This window comes from Bradyrhizobium canariense (genome assembly GCF_019402665.1).
In the GTDB taxonomy this organism is placed as follows: Bacteria; Pseudomonadota; Alphaproteobacteria; order Rhizobiales; family Xanthobacteraceae; genus Bradyrhizobium; species Bradyrhizobium canariense.
On the sequence record NZ_VSST01000044.1, the window covers coordinates 94,970 to 114,308 of the forward strand.

Annotated in this window: 22 protein-coding genes; 7 read left to right on the plus strand and 15 right to left on the minus strand. The window is 64.5% G+C overall.

From position 1 onward, the window contains the following. Nucleotides 1–247 precede the first annotated feature (247 nt). Together FXB41_RS23965 and FXB41_RS23970 are read left to right on the plus strand one after the other, a co-directional pair. The gene (locus tag FXB41_RS23965) at nt 248–961 is read left to right on the plus strand and encodes a hypothetical protein (protein ID WP_219683440.1); all 714 of its coding nucleotides are present in this window, start codon (nt 248–250) and stop codon (nt 959–961) included. A 401-nt stretch (nt 962–1,362) separates the two neighbouring features. Further along, complete coding sequence (locus FXB41_RS23970; RefSeq protein ID WP_219683441.1) at nt 1,363–2,352, plus strand: zinc-binding metallopeptidase family protein; 990 nt, start codon at nt 1,363–1,365, stop codon at nt 2,350–2,352. A 22-nt stretch (nt 2,353–2,374) separates the two neighbouring features. Here the strand turns inward: FXB41_RS23970 and FXB41_RS23975 are convergent, their stop codons facing one another. Beyond that, a complete protein-coding gene (locus FXB41_RS23975; protein WP_219683442.1) occupies nt 2,375–3,223 on the minus strand; it encodes an alpha/beta fold hydrolase in 849 nt (282 codons plus the stop codon). A gap of 127 nt (nt 3,224–3,350) precedes the next feature. Between FXB41_RS23975 and FXB41_RS23980 the strand changes: the two genes are divergently transcribed. Next, nucleotides 3,351–3,968 carry a CGNR zinc finger domain-containing protein gene (locus FXB41_RS23980; protein WP_219683443.1) on the plus strand — a complete coding sequence of 206 codons (618 nt, stop codon included), beginning with the start codon at nt 3,351–3,353 and terminating at the stop codon, nt 3,966–3,968. Nucleotides 3,969–4,096: 128 nt separating this feature from the next. After that, nucleotides 4,097–5,038 carry a LysM peptidoglycan-binding domain-containing protein gene (locus FXB41_RS23985; RefSeq protein WP_219683444.1) on the plus strand — a complete coding sequence of 314 codons (942 nt, stop codon included), beginning with the start codon at nt 4,097–4,099 and terminating at the stop codon, nt 5,036–5,038. Nucleotides 5,039–5,381: 343 nt separating this feature from the next. Here FXB41_RS23985 and FXB41_RS23990 read toward each other — a convergent pair whose 3' ends face one another. The 4 genes from FXB41_RS23990 to FXB41_RS24005 all read right to left on the minus strand — a co-directional run bounded on the left by FXB41_RS23990 (nt 5,382) and on the right by FXB41_RS24005 (nt 7,840). Beyond that, nucleotides 5,382–5,621, minus strand: a complete 240-nt coding sequence (locus tag FXB41_RS23990; RefSeq protein ID WP_007600897.1) for a hypothetical protein — start codon at nt 5,619–5,621, stop codon at nt 5,382–5,384. A 26-nt stretch (nt 5,622–5,647) separates the two neighbouring features. After that, nucleotides 5,648–5,965, minus strand: a complete 318-nt coding sequence (locus FXB41_RS23995; protein ID WP_007600899.1) for a hypothetical protein — start codon at nt 5,963–5,965, stop codon at nt 5,648–5,650. 116 nt (nt 5,966–6,081) lie between these two features. Beyond that, on the minus strand, nt 6,082–6,537 hold the full coding sequence (gene hspD / locus FXB41_RS24000) for a small heat shock protein HspD (protein ID WP_035994254.1): 456 nt from the start codon (nt 6,535–6,537) through the stop codon (nt 6,082–6,084). A gap of 229 nt (nt 6,538–6,766) precedes the next feature. After that, nucleotides 6,767–7,840: a tartrate dehydrogenase gene (locus tag FXB41_RS24005; protein ID WP_219683445.1), complete on the minus strand. Its 1,074-nt coding sequence runs from the start codon at nt 7,838–7,840 to the stop codon at nt 6,767–6,769. Between the two features lie 187 nt (nt 7,841–8,027). Here FXB41_RS24005 and FXB41_RS24010 point away from each other — a divergent pair, with 187 nt between their 5' ends. Both FXB41_RS24010 and FXB41_RS24015 read left to right on the plus strand, forming a co-directional pair. Then, complete coding sequence (locus FXB41_RS24010; RefSeq protein WP_007600903.1) at nt 8,028–8,945, plus strand: LysR substrate-binding domain-containing protein; 918 nt, start codon at nt 8,028–8,030, stop codon at nt 8,943–8,945. 37 nt (nt 8,946–8,982) lie between these two features. Next, nucleotides 8,983–9,807 carry an aspartate dehydrogenase gene (locus FXB41_RS24015; RefSeq protein WP_219683446.1) on the plus strand — a complete coding sequence of 275 codons (825 nt, stop codon included), beginning with the start codon at nt 8,983–8,985 and terminating at the stop codon, nt 9,805–9,807. 3 nt (nt 9,808–9,810) lie between these two features. Here the strand turns inward: FXB41_RS24015 and FXB41_RS24020 are convergent, their stop codons facing one another. From FXB41_RS24020 to FXB41_RS24060, 9 genes are all read right to left on the minus strand, one after another. Then, entirely contained in the window at nt 9,811–11,115 is a 1,305-nt protein-coding gene (locus FXB41_RS24020; protein ID WP_219683447.1) for a PQQ-dependent sugar dehydrogenase, read from the minus strand. Between the two features lie 140 nt (nt 11,116–11,255). Beyond that, nucleotides 11,256–11,465, minus strand: coding sequence for a hypothetical protein (locus FXB41_RS24025; RefSeq protein WP_007600906.1), 210 nt, complete (start codon nt 11,463–11,465; stop codon nt 11,256–11,258). 286 nt (nt 11,466–11,751) lie between these two features. Continuing rightward, entirely contained in the window at nt 11,752–12,378 is a 627-nt protein-coding gene (locus FXB41_RS24030) for a methyltransferase family protein (protein ID WP_007600907.1), read from the minus strand. Nucleotides 12,379–12,408: 30 nt separating this feature from the next. After that, a complete protein-coding gene (locus FXB41_RS24035; protein ID WP_219683448.1) occupies nt 12,409–13,440 on the minus strand; it encodes an NAD-dependent epimerase/dehydratase family protein in 1,032 nt (343 codons plus the stop codon). A 29-nt stretch (nt 13,441–13,469) separates the two neighbouring features. Beyond that, nucleotides 13,470–14,006: an Mpo1 family 2-hydroxy fatty acid dioxygenase gene (locus FXB41_RS24040; protein ID WP_007600909.1), complete on the minus strand. Its 537-nt coding sequence runs from the start codon at nt 14,004–14,006 to the stop codon at nt 13,470–13,472. A gap of 154 nt (nt 14,007–14,160) precedes the next feature. Further along, the gene (locus FXB41_RS24045; RefSeq protein ID WP_007600910.1) at nt 14,161–14,832 is read right to left on the minus strand and encodes an OmpA family protein; all 672 of its coding nucleotides are present in this window, start codon (nt 14,830–14,832) and stop codon (nt 14,161–14,163) included. Further along, nucleotides 14,832–15,248: a hypothetical protein gene (locus FXB41_RS24050; protein ID WP_219683449.1), complete on the minus strand. Its 417-nt coding sequence runs from the start codon at nt 15,246–15,248 to the stop codon at nt 14,832–14,834. Before FXB41_RS24050 ends, FXB41_RS24045 begins: the two co-directional genes overlap by 1 nt. A gap of 88 nt (nt 15,249–15,336) precedes the next feature. Beyond that, complete coding sequence (locus FXB41_RS24055) at nt 15,337–15,627, minus strand: type II toxin-antitoxin system HicB family antitoxin (RefSeq protein WP_007600912.1); 291 nt, start codon at nt 15,625–15,627, stop codon at nt 15,337–15,339. 7 nt (nt 15,628–15,634) lie between these two features. Then, nucleotides 15,635–18,241 carry an ATP-dependent helicase gene (locus tag FXB41_RS24060; protein ID WP_219683450.1) on the minus strand — a complete coding sequence of 869 codons (2,607 nt, stop codon included), beginning with the start codon at nt 18,239–18,241 and terminating at the stop codon, nt 15,635–15,637. A 241-nt stretch (nt 18,242–18,482) separates the two neighbouring features. Between FXB41_RS24060 and FXB41_RS24065 the strand changes: the two genes are divergently transcribed. After that, complete coding sequence (locus FXB41_RS24065; RefSeq protein ID WP_007600914.1) at nt 18,483–18,656, plus strand: DUF1328 domain-containing protein; 174 nt, start codon at nt 18,483–18,485, stop codon at nt 18,654–18,656. Between the two features lie 122 nt (nt 18,657–18,778). Here the strand turns inward: FXB41_RS24065 and FXB41_RS24070 are convergent, their stop codons facing one another. Then, nucleotides 18,779–19,285, minus strand: coding sequence for a thioesterase family protein (locus tag FXB41_RS24070; protein WP_219683451.1), 507 nt, complete (start codon nt 19,283–19,285; stop codon nt 18,779–18,781). Nucleotides 19,286–19,339: the final 54 nt, after the last annotated feature.

Consider the following 19,339-nt stretch of genomic DNA (forward strand, 5'->3'; position numbering starts at 1 on the left):
GAGGGGAGGCTGGAACCTGCCGGGAGGACGGGTCAGCGGAGCCCTGAGATAGGAATGCCCTTGCCCGGCTGCAATTAGCCGGAGAAAAATGGCCTCAAAACAGGCCCTTCCGTGGCAGGTTTCGAGCAAGTGTTGCGCGATGGTCACGGCTTGCTGCTAAGATCGTCGTTCACGCGGCTCTTTGTTGCGTCTGCGAGCAGGCCATGGCTACGATTCCGGCCGAAGCATATTCCCAGGGAAAAGATCGATGAGACCGAACGGCCGTCACACCGCCGGCACCAGCCAGTTGTCCGCCCTCCGTGCATGGGCGATGGGCCTGCTTCTGCTGTCAGCTGTTGCCATCAGCCCGACCACCGTCAAGGCGGCGCCGAGCCAGGCTGCGGTCGCGACCACGCATGTCTACCTCCTCCGCGGCGTGCTCAACATCTTCTCGCTCGGGCTCGACACGATCGGCGCCCGGCTCCAGGCGCAGGGCATCCCGGTGACCGTCGCGAATTTCGTGTCGTGGTCCTCGCTCGCGGATGAGGCCGCCACCGCCTACAAGGCCGGCCGGCTCAAGACCATCGTGCTGGTCGGGCACTCCTCCGGCGCAACCGCGCTGCCGGACATGATCGCCAAGCTCAACCGTCTTGGCGTGCCCGTGAAGCTCGCGATCGGGCTCGACTCCGTGTTCAAGACCAAACTGTCGACCGGCGCCGAACGCTACATCAACATCTATATCGGCGACGGCCCCGGCGAGCCGGTGAAGCGCGCGGACGGTTTTCGCGGCAAGCTCGACAATGTCGACGTCCGCGGCTCCGGTGTCGGCCACATCTCGATCGACAAGAACGAAGCGATCCAGCGCCGCGTGATCGCCGAGATCGACGCCGCAACCATGCGCTCGCGCGCACCGGCTCCGGTTGCCGAACCCGGCGCGCCCAGGCCGGCGCGGTCGGCGGCGGCAACGGCTCCCCGGAACTAAGCCTTCGCCGCGAGCCGCTGAATTGACAATGCCGCCGTCATGCAGACGGCGGCATTGTCGTATCTGCAGAGCCAAACTCGATCACCTGCCGGTCGGAGGAAGGGAACTCGGCACCCGATCTGGTGTTGTCACACTATGACAAGGAAACGAAACGTCGGCCCCATGGCGGTTCAGCCCGAGCGGGCGTGGGCCGGTCGCCCTGTTTCCGAAAACGTCCTTGAGAAAAAGCCGCAGCCTCAATCGAGCCAGTTGAGCGCGACGCGAGCTGGCCTGTTGAGACAGCACGCCCTGCGAACGCAGCGGGCGTTGCTCGCCGGCAACCGCGATGGTCGCAAGAGTTAAGAGTTCCTCGAACTGACAGGCCGGTGTTCCGGTGTGCCGTCTGTCTGGGGCCAGTCCACGTGAAGTTTTTTCAGTGCCCGTCATGCCGCCATCCTGTCTCGTTCGAGCACGTCGCGTGCGCGAATTGCAGCACCGAGCTGGCGTTCGATTCCTCGCGTATCGACATGACGAAACTTGCATCCCATCAAGCTTGCCGTAACCGCGAGATCATCGGCTGCAACTGGTGTGTCGAGGGCGCGGACTGGTATTGCGGCTCGTGTCGCCTCACGCGCACGATTCCGAACCTCGGCAGCACCAGAAACGTCATGCTCTGGCGCCGCATGGAGGAAGCCAAGCGCCGTCTTCTCTATGATCTCAGCCGCCTCAGGCTTCCGCTCGCATCGCGCAGCGGCGAACCATTGGCTTTCGACATTCTCTCGGACGAGGTCAGTCCGATCCTGACCGGGCATCTCTCGGGCCTGATCACGCTCAACCTTGCCGAGGCCGACGATGTCGAACGAGAATCTCGCCGCGTGGCATTCCGGGAGCCGTACCGCACGCTGCTCGGACATTTCCGGCACGAGATCGGTCACTTCTATTGGGACCTGCTCGTTGACGGCACGACATTCCAGGCCCCGTTCAAGCTGATCTTCGGTGACCAGGCGCAGGACTATCAGGCCGCGATCAACTCCTATTACAACCGCGCCGATCGTTCATACGACCGAAGCGGCTTCATCAGCGAGTACGCCACGTCCCACCCCTGGGAGGATTGGGCGGAAACGTTCGCGCATTTCCTGCACATCGTGTCGACGCTCGACTCGCTGGCAGGTTTGCCGTTGTCGCTGGACGAGCGCGCCCGCCAGACCCTGACGGATCCCTATCTCGAGAGCGACTTCGAGGCACTCCTGGCCCTGTGGATGCCGCTTGCCCGCAGCATCAACGAACTCAACCGCTCGCTTGGGATGAGCGACGCATATCCCTTCGACATATCGCCGGCGGTCAAGGGCAAGCTGCATCTCGTCCACATGGCGATCAGCGCATTCCGCGATCAGCAGAGTTTGGCGGCGTAAACATCGCGCAGGACGGCCCCCGTTACGTCAGGAACGCGCGAATGCTGTCCGCGATCTCCTTCGCATGCGTCTCCAGCGCGAAATGACCGGTGTCAAAGAACTGCACCACGGCGTTCGGATTGTCGCGCTTGAACGCTTCGGCGCCGGGCGGAATGAAGAACGGATCGTTCTTGCCCCAGACCGCGAGGAAAGGCGGCTTGTGCGTACGGAAATAATCCTGGAAGGCGGGGTAGAGCGCGACGTTGCTCTTGTAGTCGCCGAACAGGTCGAGCTGCACGTCGTCCGAGCCCGGGCGCGCAAGGTAGAAATTGTCGAGGTTCTGGCCATCCGGTGACACGGTCATCGGATCGGGGACACCATGCGTGTACTGCCAGCGCGTCGCCTCCGGCGTGAGGAGCGCGCGCAGCGCGTCGCGATTGGCCGGCGAGGGATCCTGCCAATAGGCCTTGAGCGGAGTCCAGTTGTCGCTAAGGCCATCCTCATAGGCATTGCCGTTCTGCGAGATGATCGCCGTGATCCGCTCGGGGTGGCTGAGCGCAAGCCGGAAACCAGTCGGCGCGCCGTAGTCGAAGACGTAGACCGCGAACCGGTCGAAGCCGATCACCTCGGTGAAGCGTTCGATCACGCGTGCGACGCTATCGAACGTGTAACGGAAGCTTTCGCGCGAAGGCATGCCGGATTGGCCGAAGCCGGGAAGGTCGGGCGCCACGATATGAAACCTGTCCGCAAGCAGCGGAATGAGGTCGCGAAACATGTGGCCTGCGCTGGGGAAGCCGTGAAGCAGCAGGAGTTTTGGCGCTCCGACAGTGCCGGCCTCGCGATAGGCCACCTTGAATCCGTCGACATCCGCGCTGCGGTACGTGATTGACATGACCTTCTCCATTGGTAGTAACCCTATTAAAGCTATCTAAGAGGTTACGTCCAACCGTAGTAACTTGTCAATGGCGTCTTAACAGGTTATGTAGGTCCATGTTCTCCCGACCGGCCAAGGACCGCTCATGGATCGCCCGCCCGCCATGTTCATCGCCGACTCGCTCGGCCTCGACTTTCTCAACTCGGTGGCGACACCGGTCGATACGCCGGTGGACTGGATCGACGGTGGTCATGGCCTGATCGACTGGCTGGCGCGGGCAAAGCTGGTGCCGCCGGATGATCTGCACGCGCTGACGGCCCGCGCCACGCCGGACGAGTTGGACAAGGTCGCGGATCAGGCGCGCGCCTTGCGCGAATGGTTCAGGGGATTCGTGCGCAAGCATGCGGGCCGGCCGCTCACGAGGGATGCATTGCGCGAGCTCGGTCCATTGAACAGCCTGCTGGAGCGCGACGAAGCCTTCAGCCGGATCGAGCCCGGGCCTCACGATGGCGGCGCTCTCGCATTGCGAATGAAACGGCGCTGGCGCTCGCCGGAAGCGCTATTGCTGCCGGTTGGCGAAGCCATGGCGAAGTTCGTATGCGACGAGGACTTTTCCAACGTCAAGGCGTGCGAGGGGCACAACTGCACCATGCTGTTCGCCGACCACACGCGCAGGCGCGCGCGGCGATGGTGCATCATGGCGGTCTGCGGCAACCGCGCGAAACAGGCTGCCCACCGCAGCAGGCTCAAGAGCGTGCAGTGATTGGGTGTCGAGATGCTGGAATGAGCGCGGATCGAGCCCCGGTTCCGTGCCCCAAATTCCACCCAATCGGCCGTCACTAAGCGCCTTTGGGGGAGGCTGCAGCCTCCCGGAGTGGGACTGCTGGACTGATGATCGATTTGAGGCGACTTCTCGCGCTGGCAGCCGTTGCGCTGCTCGCCTTAAGCACCGGGACGGCCGTTGCCTCACCTGCCAAGACGAAGCCCGCCGCGGCCGCACCCGCCGCACCCGCCGCACCACCGCCCGTACCGTTTGAGCCATTGCCGCCGCCGAAAATCTACCTGTTTCGGGGCGCCATGGGGCCGTTCTTCTCCACCGGCATGGACCGGCTCGAAGAGAAGCTGACGCAGGCCGGCTTTTCGGCCAACGTCTATGAATTCACCATCTGCCGATGGATCGGCGATCGTGCCATCTCCAGCTACAAGGAAACGCCGGCGCCGATCGTGCTGATCGGGCATTCGATGGGCGGGCTTTGCTCGATCGTCATCTCGGAGATGGCGGCCAAGGAGAACATCCCGATCAGCCTCGTCATCACCATCGATCCCGCGCATGCGACCGGCGACGTGCCGCTCAATGTCGAGCGCTTCATCAACATCTACCTCTCCGACAGCGTGCTTGGCGGCGGCAACGTGGTCGCGGTGCCGGGCTATCGCGGTCACTATGCGAGCTATGACCTGAAGGAGAACGCGCGGGTCAGCCACATCAACATCGAGAAGTCCGACGACATCCACCGTCAGATCGTCGACATGGTCACGCAGTTGCCGCGCATTCCGCCCCAGACGCAGGTCGATGCCGTGCCGCTGCGCTATCTCGTGCCGGCGAATACGCTGGTCGAATTGTGGGACAGCGGCGTGCGGCAACCGGTGCGCCGCGGCGACACCATGGAGAGCATCGCGGCGGCCAATCGCGTGCCGCTGTGGTCGCTGGCGCAGAGCAATTCGCTGCCGGAGAACGCCACGCTCACCCCCGGCCAGTCCATCATCGTCCCGCGCCACCTGACGCCGCCGGAGCCGACAGCCGCCATGGCGACCCCGCCGGCCGCACGGCGGTAAGCGGTCAGCAACGGAGATCGCCGGGATGGAGCTTGGCTGATGCCAGGCACCATCCCTCGCGGCGCCTGTCATTCACGAATCTTGTGTCGCGGCAGCCATCTTGATGCGGATGTCGCCAAGGAGGAGCGAGCCGTGGTGGAAGCCCGGCCCGCCGGGCGATAGGGCGCGGCGAGAAGCATCAGAAACAATGCCCTTTCAGCCGCATATTTGGCGGCGGGTCGGCCATTTTCGAAGCCGTGCATGACGAGGCGTCCCTCCGTCGTACAGACATGCCATCGCCATGTCCTTCGACCGCATTTCTTCAGGAACACTTCGAACGTCGGGAGGTGTTCGGGCATGTCAATTAGCCGTGGCTGCTTGCCGCCCGGCGCGTGATTGCGTTCCCCATCGCGCCGTTCGGGGCCTGAAAGGTGAGCGGAAAGGCGGAGAGGGCGAGCTTCTCGATCGCCGAACGCTCCTCGGACACACGTCTCTCGATGAACCGCCGCTCGAACTCGGTCAGCTCGGTCTTGAGCAACCGCTGATAGCGGCTGATGTTGCTGCGGTGGCCGCGCAACAAGGCCAGCTCTTCATCAACCATCATCGCAATCCTCGTTGAGCTGTCGTTGCCTAGGCTGCGAGGCCGGTTCGTTCGACGGATCGCGTGCGGACCGGCTTGCCACCCGGAGGTCCTTTCGGATGGTGGTCGAGGCTCGCGAGCGCTTCCAGAATTTCGTCGATGGTGACGGCTTTGCCCGAGCCGGGCAGTTCGCGCAATGCCGGACTCGAGGCGATACTGGCTGCGTCCGAAGCCCAGGACGCGAGGATTGCACGCTTCTCGCCGATCGACAGAGTTGGATCGGCTAGGACGTCGCGGGGATGATCATAGACAGAGCCAGGGTGCAATATCGCATTCAGATCGATGATGTTGTCGACATGATCGAGCATGAGAGGTCCTCCTCCTTTCTTTAAACCTCTGACTTGCATTCGGGTGCGCGGTCGAAGGCCATGGTCGATCCCGCCCGACGATCGGGCGGGATCACCGGGTCTCCGACAGACCAAATTCAGGCGGCTTTGCCCTCGAGTTGATGCACGTTGCCGGACGGCGCGGCATTGATGGCAATTCGCCGCGGCTTCATGGCTTCAGGGATTTCCCGGACCAGTTCGATCTTGAGCAGGCCGTTCTCGAACGAGGCGCTGTGCACCTGAACATAATCGGCCAGGTTGAACTGCCGCTTGAACGGCCGCGCGGAAATGCCCCGGTAGAGATATTCGCGTTCGGTCCTGTCCGGCTTGTTTCCCTCGACGGTCACCGCGTTCTGCTCGGCCGTCACCGCGACCTCGTTGGGTGCAAAGCCCGCAATCGCAAGCGAAATCTGGTAGCGATCCTCGCCGATGCGTTCGATGTTGTAGGGGGGATAGTTGTCCTCGCCGGCACGCTGTGCCGTTTCAACGAGGTCGAAAAGGCGGTCGAAACCAACGGTCGAACGCCACAAGGGAGAGAAGTCGTAAGTGCGCATAGCCAGATCCTCCAAGGAGCAAAATGGATACGAACGACACCGGACACGACCGGTGCCCGTCTCAGCTTCCCGACCCACCAGGCGTCGGGAACGCCACCTCTCGGCGGCAGCGGACAAATAAAAAAAGCCTGTTTTGGTTTCAAGAGGGGGTCCAAAATTTTTTGGAATCCCCCGCGCCTCCCTAACCCTCTCGCCGCATGAACGGGCGGGGAGGGAGACGCACCTCGGACTACGCGTTCGATCCGTGGATCGCCTCGATCACGGCGTCCGTCACGTCCTTCGTCGTCGCCGTGCCACCGACATCAGGCGTCAGCACGCCGGTTGCGCATACTTTCTCCACCGCCGCCATCAACCGCACCGCCGCGTCCTTCTCGCCGAGATGCTCCAGCATCTGCGCGCCGGTCCAGAACGTCGCGACCGGATTGGCGATGCCCTTGCCGGTGATATCGAACGCCGAGCCGTGGATCGGCTCGAACATCGAGGGGAAGCGGCGCTGCGGGTCGATATTGCCGGTTGGCGCGACGCCGAGGCTTCCCGCCAGCGCGCCGGCGAGGTCGGAGAGGATGTCGGCGTGCAAATTGGTCGCGACAATGGTGTCGAGGCTCTTCGGATGCAGCGTCATGCGCACCGTCATGGCGTCAACCAGCATCTTGTCCCAGGTCACATCGGGGAATTCGGCCGCGACCTCGGCGGCGATCTCGTCCCACATCACCATGCCATGGCGCTGCGCGTTCGACTTGGTCACCACGGTCAGGAACTTGCGCGGACGCGACCGGGCGAGCTCGAACGCATAGCGCATGATGCGCGTCACGCCGACGCGGGTGAACACCGCGACCTCGGTGCCGACCTCTTCGGGGAGACCCCTGTGGGCGCGGCCGCCCATGCCGGCATACTCGCCCTCGGAATTCTCGCGCACGATCACCCAGTCGAGGTCGCCGACGCCGACATTGCGCAGCGGCGAGGCGACGCCCGGCAGAATCTTGGTCGGCCGCACATTGGCGTATTGGTCAAAGCCCTGGCAGATCGGCAGCCGCAGGCCCCACAGCGTGATGTGGTCGGGCACGTCGGGCGCACCGACCGCGCCGAAATAGATCGCGTCGAACTTCTTGAGCTCCGCGAGGCCGTCGGTCGGCATCATGACGCCGTGCTTCTTGTAATAGTCCGAACCCCAGTCGAACGTCTTGACGTTGAAGGCGAGATCGCCGCTACGTTTGGCCAGCGCCTCCAGCACGCGAACGCCGGCGGAGATGACCTCGGGGCCGATGCCGTCGGCGGGGATCGCTGCAATCGAATGGGTACGCATGAAGTGCTCCGTTTCAGATTTCAATGGAATTGTGTGACGGGTTCGGCGGACGCGGTCTTCGCGTGCGGCAATAGCAAGGTCGGGATCGCGGAGAGAACGAGCCTAGGCGGCGGCGGGGCGGCACTCAATAGGCGCTGGTTTATACAAAAAAATGATATAATCCCGTTACAGGGTCAGAGGACAGCGAATGGAGTTGCATCAGTTGCGATGCTTCGTGGCGGCGGCCGAGCAGTTGCATTTCGGCCGCGCGGCGCAGCATCTCCAGATGTTGCCCTCCGCACTCGGCCGCCAGATCAAGCTGCTGGAGCAGGATCTGGATACGCGGCTGTTCGCGCGGACGACGCGGGCGGTGTCGCTGACGGAAGATGGCGCAATGCTGCTGCGCGATGCCCGTGCCATCCTCGCCCGCGTGGAGGCGGTCGAGAGCAATCTGCGCAATCGCTCGCGCGCAGGGGCTGCTCGAAAACTCCGGGTCGGCGCCATCGACAGTGCTGCGGCGGGGCTGTTACCGGCATTGCTCCGCGACTTCCGCGCAAAGCGTCCTGATATCGCGGTGCAGCTTCTGGAGGAGAAGACCGTCCGGCTGCTGCCAAAGATCCTGACCGGCGCGCTCGATCTTGCCTTCGTGCGTCCACCGGCTCAGCGGGACAAGCGGCTTGAATTCCGCGATCTGCTGCAGGAGACAGCCATCGTGGCCTTCCCGCAGCGCCACGCGCTGGCCAAACGCAAGTCGATCACGCTGGCGGAGATCGCCGAGGAGGCGATGCTGGTGCCTGATCGCCGCTCGCGGCCGCACAGCCACGACCTCACCATGAAACTGTTCGAGCAGGCTGGCCTCACGCCGCGCATCGTGCAGGTCGCCGACGAGAAGCAGACCATCATCAATCTCGTCGCAACCCGGCTCGGTGTCGCAATCGTGCCGCGTTGGTCCACCCGGATGGCGGTATCCGGCGTGCGCTTCGTGCCGCTGCGGCCAAAGCAGATCGGACCCGTCGGCCGGCTGCCGCTCGCTGCCGCATGGCTGCGCGGCTCGCGTGACCCGGCCCGCGACGCGATGCTGTCCGTGCTCGAGGCGCGCCTGCGCAGCTATGCGCGGGACGCCTGAGGCGCTATGACATCGGCTGGGCGAGAAGGGTGATGCGATGACGGAACGGAGAGCTTCGAACGAATTGCGGGTTGCCATCGCGGGGCTCGGCTCGATCGGCACCAAGATCGCGACCGCGCTCGATCAGGGCATCGAAGGATTGACGCTCTCTGCCGTGGCGGTGCGCGATCCCGCAAAGCATCAGACGTTCCTCGCCAGCCTGCGTCGTCCGCCATCCGTCCTGCCGCTCGACCAACTCGGCGACGCCGCCGACATCGTGGTCGAATGCGCGCCGAGCAGCCAACTGCGTGCGATCGTCGAGCCCGCGGTGAAACGCGGCAGGGCCGCGGTCGTCGTCAGTGTCGGCGGGCTGCTCGACAATTTCGATCTTGTCGATCTCGCCCGCGCCAATGGCGGCCGCATCCTCGTGCCGACCGGCGCGCTGATCGGACTCGACGCCGTCAACGCGGCTGCGATCGGCACCATTCATTCGGTGAGGATGGTGACGCGCAAGCCGATCGACGGCTTGAAGGGCGCGCCGTTCATCGTCCAGAACAACATCGATATCGACAATCTGCGCGAGCCGCTGAAGCTGTTCGAAGGCACGGCGCGCGAGGCCGCAAAAGGCTTTCCGGCCAATCTCAACGTCGCGGTCGCGCTGTCGCTCGCGGGCGTCGGGCCGGATCGCACCCAGGTGCAAATCTGGGCCGACCCGACCGTGACGCGCAATGTTCACCGCATCGAGGTCGAGGCGGATTCGGCGCGCTTCTCGATGTCAATCGAGAACATCCCCTCCGAAAATCCCAAGACCGGGTTGATCACGGCGCTGTCCGTGATCGCCCTGCTCCGCAAGCAGCGCGCCACGCTCAGTGTTGGAACATAACCTTCAAGCGCCGGTGACACGCCAGATCACATTGCCGACGTCGTCGGCCATCAGCAGCGACTTCTTGTCAGGACCGATCACGACGCCGACCGGGCGGCCGTAGGATTCCTTTTCGTCGGGTGCCAGGAAGCCGGACAGGATGTCGCGTGCGGGACCCGAAGGCTTTCCGTTCTCGAACGGGATGAACACCAGTTTGTAGCCGGACAGCGTGCTGCGATTCCACGAGCCGTGCTGGCCGATCGCCATGCCGTCGGGGAAGCCAGGCAGCGTGCCCGCCGGCATCCAGCACAGGCCGAGCGAAGCGGTGTGGCCGCCGAGCGCGTAGTCCGGCGTGAGCGCCTTGGCGACCATCGCCGGATCCTGCGGCACGCGCTCGTCAACCGTCTTGCCCCAGTAGCAATAGGGCCAGCCGTAGAAGCCGCCGTCGCGCACCGAGGTCAGATAGTCCGGCGGCGTTTCGTCGCCGAGGCCGTCGCGCTCGTTGACGACGGTCCAAAGCACACCGGTCGTCGGCTCCCAGGCAAGACCAACGGGATTGCGCAGGCCGGCGCCGAAGATGCGGTGCGTGCCGGCGACGAGGTCGAGTTCGTAGACCGCGGCGCGGCCTTCCTCGACCTCCATGCCCATCTCGGCGATGTTGCTGAGCGAGCCGACGCCGGCATAGAGTTTTTTGCCGTCGGGGCTTGCGAGCAGGCTGCGGGTCCAGTGGCCGCTTGGCTTGAAATTGGTGAGGCGCTTGCCCGGCGCGGTAATGCGATCGGCGTTCGCCACGTACGGGAAGGCCATCACGCCGTCGGTGTTGCCGACATAGAAGGCGTCGCCGACCAGCGCCATGCCGAACGGCTGGCTGAGATTTTCCATGAACGCGCCGCGATACTCCGCGACGCCGTCGCCATCCTTGTCGCGCAGCAGCGTGATGCGGTTGGCACTGACGCCGAGCGCGGCGGCGCGCCGCATCGTTGCCTGCATCGCGTAATGAAACACGGACCGCGGCGCCCCCGCGATCTGCGTCGCCTCCGCGATCAGCACATCGCCATTGGGCAGCACCTCGATCCAGCGCGGATGGTCGAGGCCGGTCGCGAACGCATTGACCTTGAGCCCGGGTGCGACCGTCGGCTTCTGTCCTTCGCTCCAGCCCCGCGCCGTCGGCATCTTCAGTGTCGGGATGGCGCCCTGCGGCTTGGCTTCGGGAATAGCGGGCGACTGGCCCCAGGCCGGCGCAGGCACGGTGCCCGACAGCTTCCGCCATTGCAGCGCGATGCCGCCGAGAAGCGCAACGAACTGCGCAAAGATGCTGGAAAACGTCATGAGAGGCCCCTGTTTGCGCGCGCATCCAACGGGCTGACGGGCCAGACGTCAACCTGTGTGGAGCGCCGCGGGGCTCTATTCCCGTGGAATGGCAGCCGTTCGAATTTGCATGGGACGAATCCCGGCAGGCTGCCCGGGGATCAGCGGCCGATCTGTTGCTCTAGCCGTCGCGCCGTGCGGAAATCATCCAGATGATGAACGTTCGGCGCCAGCGCGGCCTCCCTGGACAGGAGATGATAGACGCGCGCCACCGTGCGCTGCTTCTGCTTCGGCCGCCCGGGCGGCAGCGCCCGCGCCTTGCGGACGGCGGCGATCGCGTGCTCGCGAAAATAATCGTAGGCGTCGGACATGGCTCGATGCTCTGCGAGTGGTGGCAGGTATCGAGGGGCTAACGGGCGCAGGCAGCAGGGGTTCCTGGCAGCAGGGGGCCGATGTGTTGCGCACACAGCTTCCTCAACGTCGTCCTGGCGAAAGCCAGGACCCATACCGCGCAATCCATCGATTGCGTGCGACCTCAGTTCCGGCAATCCTCGCCAAACCGCTCCCTGGGGTAATGGGTCCTGGCTTTCGCCAGGACGACTCCGGAGGTGCAGCTGCGCTACGCTTGCGATGACAGCGTTGAAGCGATACCCGCTCTTACCGCGGCGACAGGAACGGGATGATCATCGGCACGCGGCGGCAATAAGCGCCGTAGGCGTCTTCGCCGAGCTCCTTGGACAGGAACACTTCTTCCATTCGGCCCTTCTGCCACATGCCGAGCGAGATCAGGATCGCGCCGAGCATCGCAGTGACCGTGCCGACCGCGATGCCGGTCACCAGCATGCCGAGGATCAGGCCGGTGTAGATCGGATGGCGCACGATGCCGTACGGGCCGGTGTCGATGACGCGGTGGTCTTGCTTGTGGGTGATGGTGTTGGACCAGAACTGTCCGAGATGCAGCCGTCCCCACCAGGTGAAGGAGATGCCGGCCAGCACGATCAGCGCCACGACGTAGACGGCTGTATTGCTGAACACCCAGAGCGGCTTCTCACCGAGCACCTCGGCGGTCCAGGGCGTGAACAGGATGCCGCCGACCAGGATCGGGATGCGATAGCGGCCGGACTCCAGCGTCATCACCTGCTTCTGGGTACGGCCCTGCCAGAACGAGGCGCCGACCCAGCTTGCGAGCCAGGCGAGCCAGATCAGGGCGAGCAGTTGCGTCGGCCAGGTCGTGGTCCAACCACCCCAGGCGACAGAGAGAAGCTTGCTGAAATCGAAGGACATGCGGAAAGGTTCTTTGGGTTGGGCGGCAGCTCAGCTGGCGCGCGAGGAGAGCGCGTGATGCTCGATGGCGCCGGAGGCAAGCGCGCCGCCGCGGGCGAGAAGATGGGTGATGGTTTCGCGCAGGACCGGCTCGATCGGGCGCGGCGCGTAGCCGAGCTCGGTGCGCGCCTTGCCGATCGAGAGGTCGCTAGCGGCGAGCGCGATGCGCACGCCCTCGGCAGTGCCGTTGGGCGGCCGGCGCGTGATACGATCGGAGAGATATTCGAGCATGATGCCCGACAGCTCGGCCATCTTGCCGGGAACGACGACCGGGAATTGCCGGCGGCCGCTCATCGCGGACATCATCCGCAGAATCTGGCCGAGCCTGACGCAGTCGCCGCCGAGGATGTAGCGCTGGCCGTTACGCCCGCGTTCCATGGTCAGCACGAGGCCCATGGCGACGTCGCGGACGTCGACGAGATTGACCGGGAAGTCGAGATGCGGCTGCACTTTCTTCTGCAGGAAGTACCACAGCATCGCGGTCGGCGGCGTCAGATTATGGTCGGCAGCACCGATCGGCATGGTCGGGGTGCCGATCACCAGCGGGAAGCCTGCGGCTGCGGCCTTCGCGGCGCAATGCTCGGCCAGCGATTTCGACCGCGTGTAGGCGCCCGGCATCGCATCGGCCGGCTGCAGCGCCTCTTCGGCGGGAACACCGTTGAGGTCGGAATAGGGGAACAGGATCGATTCCGTCGAGCAGTGCAGGAAGCGCGAGACCCCGCGCTTCATCGCGGCCGCGAGCATGATCTCGGTGCCGCGGCAATTGACATCGTGAAAGGCCTGCTTGTCGGCGACCCACATGCCGGGCAGGCCGGCGAGGTGATAGACCTGATCCACACCCGCCATCGCGGCACCGACCGCTGCGCCGTCCAGCACCGAGCCACGGGCATATTCAACGTCGGCATACGGCGTGGCCGGCGCACGAACATCGAGAACACGCACCCGCTGCCCACGGGCGCGGAGCGCTTCTACGAGATGATGTCCGATGAAGCCGCTGCCACCGGTAACCAGTACGAGAGCCATGCAGAAGGTTTGCTGTTTCGCGTCTAGAACTATCGGGTTGAAAGGGAATTGGTCGGAACTGGCGCCAGAATCGCGGCAAGGTCGCGACGGAAGCCCAATGCAATGAATAATTTTGCCATGACAAACATCGGTCCAAGCAGGAAATGCGTGGGGTGGTCGACCATCGACGGCTGCCGCTCCTCGAAAACCTTGTGGCCGACGACCTGCGCAGTGACGCCAAGTCCGATCAGCACCGCAAAAATCGACCACATCATGACGATCGAGACCTGATTGCCGATCGCGGTTGCGACCAAAAGCAGCACGATCATCGCGGCGAGGATGCCGAGCCCGATCCCGGCGTCCAGCATCAGCCAGTAGACCAGCACCGGCAGGGCAAGAATTACGGCCAGGCTGACCTCGATCCCGAACAGCGGGAAATGCACCTGCGTCAGCGGCAGCACAGCACCGGTGAAGAGCAAGAGGATGCCGACCACGTGCATCGCGCAGTTCCAGGGATCGCGATGATATTCGACGTAGTCGGCCAGTTGGTGTTGAAAATAACTGGCCATCTCGGTCTCGTGCAGCATGGGGTCGGGGAGGACGAAAAAAGCCTATAGCACCTGATAGGGCGGTGCACAAACCGGCGCGATTGTCGCGCGAAGCCGCGCCGTCGCGCTGTGAGACAGGTCACAAAACGATCGGGACTTCAAAGGGTTCCGTCAGGCGCCGTGGCGCGTCCGCTCAGTGCTTCCTAGCGGGCTTTTTCGCCGCAGGCGCAGGTGTCGCAGCCGGATGCGCAGGCGCTTCCTCCGGTACCTTGGCATAGGTCAGGATTTGCAACTGGCCGTTGACGACTGAGCTTGGCTTGGCGCGGTCGAGAAACTGCTCCTCGCCGAGGCCGATCGGATGCAGCCGCTTGGTCGAGATCTTGAACGTGTTCACCAGCACGTCGCGAATCGCGTCCGCCCGGCGCTGGCTCAGGATCGCGTTGGCCTCGCGCGTCTTCGCGTTGGATTCCACGTGGCCGACGATCAGGAACGTGTAGGGCAGCAGCGCGGCATGGACCAGCGCGTCGGCGAGGCGGCCGACGGTCTGGTAGGACGCCGGCTGGATGATCGGAGTGTCGGCGTCGAACTGGATCTGCGCGGTGAACGTCGGCAAACTGGCCAGATCGGGCGCGATCAGCGGCCGGTTCACCGGACCGGGATCGTTCTTGATCCTGGCCTTGGCCCGTTCCATCACCTGCAGCTTCAGCGCGGGGATATCGATCTCGGCGGGCTGTTCGAAATGGTTGAGCTTGCCGACGATGTCGTCGCGGGTCGGCGGCGCCGTCTGCGCCTCGGCTGTGCCCGCGAGCAAAGCGAGGCCAAGCGCGATGCATATTCCGGCGGTGGTAAGCCTGTTCGCTGGCATCACCGATACCCCGCGTCGTCGACGGCCTTCAGGCAGTTGTTGCTGATGCCCTTGGGCGTCGAGATCAGGCAGGGGACCGCCTTGCTGGTCTCCTTGGTCGAGCCGCCGCAGACCTTGACGATCTCGCGCTGGCAGGCGTTCGCCACCGTGACGCGGGCAGCGACGCGCTTCTGGATCGCATCGAAGGCGCCGAGATAGTCGCTCTGGCACTGCTGCGAGAGCACGTCGCGGTTGCGCGACAGGCACTCCTTCAGGCGGGTCGAATCCGGGTTGACGCCGCGGCAATTGGCGACGATTTCCGCGCCGCAACTTTTCGCCAGCATCCCGATCGCATCGCCAAAGCTCATGGTCTCCGCCGCCGCAAGCGACGGCATACCCAATGCCAGCAAGATCAGTATGATGGAGCCCCGGACCATGGCCGCATCTGATACGGGGAAGTTCGCGGGGGTCAAGAGGCGTTCGGGCGAGAAGTGTCGAGAGTCCGACCAGTGCGGCGAACAGTCCTCACTCCGTGGCCTCAGTGAGGGGCGGCCATTCGATCAGGGCGACCGTGTGCTTCGCGAGGTCGTCGGCCACATCAGGGTCGGCCTTGAGCTCGTCCAATGTCCGCGGCGGCGGAAGCTGGCGGCCGTCCGCGATCAGTTCCTGTGCATAGAACGCGAGTGCCTCGGGCGCATTCTCCAAGGCCTCATCGACGTCGTCGCCGCCGGAAATGCAGCCGGGCAGGTCGGGAAACCACACGCCTACGGCCTCGTCCGGGCCGGCATCCTCGATGATGGCGATGTAGTGCGGCATGCAGGCCTCACGCCCGCTGCACAAAACTGTCCACGACCTTCTTTTCCCCCGCCTTGTCGAAGGCGATGGTGAGCTTGTTGCCGTCGATCTTGGTGACGCGGCCATAGCCGAATTTCTGGTGGAAGACGCGGTCGGAGAGGGCGAATTCCGAGGTCGTGCCGGTGGATTTGGCCACCAGCTCGCCCTCGATCGTCAGGGGCCCCCGACGGCGCGAGGAGAAGCTGCCGAAATCGGGCGAGGACGACTGGGACGAAAACGACGAGGCCTGTTCCTCGAAGCTGCCGCGGCCGCCATTGCCGCCCCCGCCGCCGCCGCGATTGCGATTGGCCTGGGCGCGCTGCCAGCCGGGGGTCGAATAGGTGGAGCCGAACGCTTCCATGTCGTCGAAGCGGGAGGCGCCGTAGCCGCCGGTGCCGCCCCAGGCCGAGCCGCCCTTGGATTCCGTGATCTCGACATTGGCCGCGGGCAATTCGTCGAGGAAGCGCGAGGGGATCGTGGTCGACCAGGTGCCATGGATCCGCCGATTGGTGGCAAAATAGATTTTGGCGCGGCGGCGAGCCCGGGTCAGGCCGACATGACCGAGCCGGCGCTCTTCCTCAAGGCCGGCGCGGCCCTGTTCGTCCAGCGTCCGTTGGCTCGGAAACAAGCCTTCTTCCCACCCGGGCAGGAACACGTTGTCGAATTCCAGCCCCTTGGCCGAATGCAACGTCATCAGCGACACCGCGTCCTCATCGGCGCCGCTGTCGCGGTCCATCACCAGCGAGATGTGCTCCAAGAACCCTTGCAGGTTCTCGAACTCCTCCATCGAGCGCACCAGCTCCTTGAGGTTCTCGAGCCGGCCCGCGGCGTCCGCCGAACGGTCCTTCTGCCACATCTCGGTGTAGCCGCTCTCGTCGAGCACGATCTGGGCGAGATCCGTGTGCGACGTGACCTCGCGCTGGGCGCGCCAGCGGTCGAACTGGGCGACGACGTCGCGCAACGAGCCGCGCGCCTTCGGCTTCAGCTCGTCGGTCTCGACCACCGCGCGCGCCGCTTCGAACAGCGGAATGCGGCGCTTGCGGGCGTGATCGTGCAGCATCTGCACCGTGGCATCGCCAAGGCCGCGCTTGGGCGTGTTGACGATGCGCTCGAAGGCGAGATCGTCGGCCGGTGAATTGATGACGCGCAGATAGGCCAGCGCATCGCGGATTTCAGCGCGCTCGTAGAAGCGCGGGCCGCCGATGACGCGATAAGGCAGGCCGAGCGTGACGAAGCGGTCTTCGAACTCGCGCATCTGGTAGGAGGCGCGAACGAGAATCGCGATCTCGTTGAGCTTGTCGCCCTGGCGCTGGATCTGCTCGATCTCCTCGCCGATGCCGCGGGCTTCCTCTTCCGAATCCCACGAGCCCGTCACCGTGACCTTCTCGCCGTCATGGTCCTCGGTGCGCAGCGTCTTGCCGAGCCGGCCCTCGTTGTGGGCGATCAGGTGCGAGGCGGCGGCGAGGATGTGGCCGGTCGAGCGGTAGTTGCGCTCGAGGCGGATGACCTTGGCGCCGGGAAAATCATGGTCGAAGCGCAGGATGTTGTCGACCTCCGCGCCGCGCCAGCCATAGATCGACTGGTCGTCATCGCCGACGCAGCAGATGTTCTTGACGTGGGGGGCAGCGAGTTCCGTCATTCCGGGGCGATGCGTAGCATCGAACTCCGGTGCGCGATCGCGCACCTGAGAATCTCGAACGGCAGACTCATCTCCGGATTCCGGGTTCGGCTCTTCGAGCCGCCCCGGAATGACAGTGGGCGAGGTTGGCTTCGTCGGTGCCTGCGACAATAGCCGCAGCCACAGATACTGCGCGACGTTGGTGTCTTGATACTCATCGACCAGGATGAATTTGAAGCGCTGCTGGTACTGCCGCAGGATATCCGGGTGCTCGCGGAAGATGCGGATGTCCTCGAGCAGCAGATCGCCGAAATCGGCGGCGTTCAAAATCTTCAACCGCTCCTGGTAGCTCGCATAGAGCTTGCCGCCCTTGCCGTTGGCGAAGACGGCGGCTTCGCCCGACGGCACCTGCGACGGCGTGAGGCCGCGGTTCTTCCAGCCGTCGATCAGGCCGGCCAGCATGCGCGCGGGCCAGCGCTTGTCGTCGATGTTGTCGGCTTGCAGCAGCTGCTTCAACAGCCGCACCTGATCGTCGACGTCGAGCACGGTGAAGTTCGACTTGAGCTGCGCCAGTTCGGCGTGGGTGCGCAGGATGCGTCCGCCGATGGAGTGGAAGGTGCCGAGCCACGGCATGCCTTCGACGGCATGGCCGAGCATCTGGCCCAGCCGGTGCTTCATCTCGCGCGCGGCCTTGTTGGTGAAGGTCACCGACAGGATTTCGGAGGGGCGGGCGCGGCCCTGGCTCAGGATATGGGCGATGCGCGTGGTCAGCACGCGGGTCTTGCCGGTGCCGGCGCCGGCCAGCACCAGAACCGGCCCGTCCAGCGTCTCCACAGCCTCGCGCTGCTCCGGATTGAGCCCGGACAGGTATTGCGGGCCCACCGAGGCGCGCGCGCGCGCGGCAATGCCGCCGGCTGCGGGCTGGTGGTCGGGGACGCTCTGGGACGTGATCTTGCTCGGCTCGGTCATGCGAATCATTTGCCCCACGTTGGCACCGCGGGGTGGTGAAAGGGGAGCCTTCTTAACAGGGATTGGTCCCTATATGGGGCCGCGGACGGGGGTTTTCCACGTGCGCGGAAAGCCAATTTGTTCCTGCGGGTCAGGCGAATTTCCGGCCCCAGCGGCCCGGAACCATTGTTCCGAGTTGGCGATTGGTTCTGCAAGTGAGGCGCGTCAGCCGCGCCGATCGCAGACAGACATCGAAACAGAGGTTCGGACCATGCTTAGCTGGGTTGTGACGTTTCTGGTTATCGCCTTGATCGCCGGTATCCTGGGCTTTGGCGGCCTCGCCGGCGCGTCGATCGAAATCGCCAAGATCATCTTCTTCATCGCGGTCGTGCTGTTCCTGGTCTCGGCCGTTGTCGGTCTGGCCCGCGGCCGTAACAGGGTTTAGCCATGTGATCCTCATGGTGAGGAGCGCGGAACGCGCGTCTCGAACCATGAAGGCCCGGCTGTGGCCTTGCATCCTTCGAGACGCCCGCTTTGCGGGCTCCTCAGGATGAGGAGGTTAGACCCTTACCGCTTCGAGGGCATCGCCACGTTCCGTCCGATGCCCTCGGGCCGCGGCATGGCGCTATGAGCCTTGACCACCGCTGCGATGCGCTCGCGGATGTCTGGCGGAAACGCCGCCACCTTTCGTGAGCCCATGTCGATGTGAAGCGACATGTTTTCGGAGGTCGCCGACAACCAGCCCTCGGTGGCGTGCCGCAGCTCCTGGAATGTGTGCAGCCGCTTGTCGTCGGCCTCCAGCAGCCAGACCGAGACCTGCACGGGATCGCCCAAGTGGATTTCGCGCAAATACCGCACGTGGCACTCGGCAGTGAAGGTCGAGCCGCCTCGCTCCTTCATATAGCCCGGCCCGATCCCAAGCGTCAGCCACATCTGGTCGATCGCGCGGTCGAACATCACGTTGTAATAGGCCATGTTGAGGTGGCCGTTGTAGTCGATCCATTGCGGCTCGATCTGCATGATCGAGGCGCGGAACGGCGCGCCCTCGATCGTTGTGGCAGCAGTCTCCGGCATGTGTCCTTCCCCAGCTATGCGTCCGGTCGCTTGACTTGACCGGTGAGATGTCCT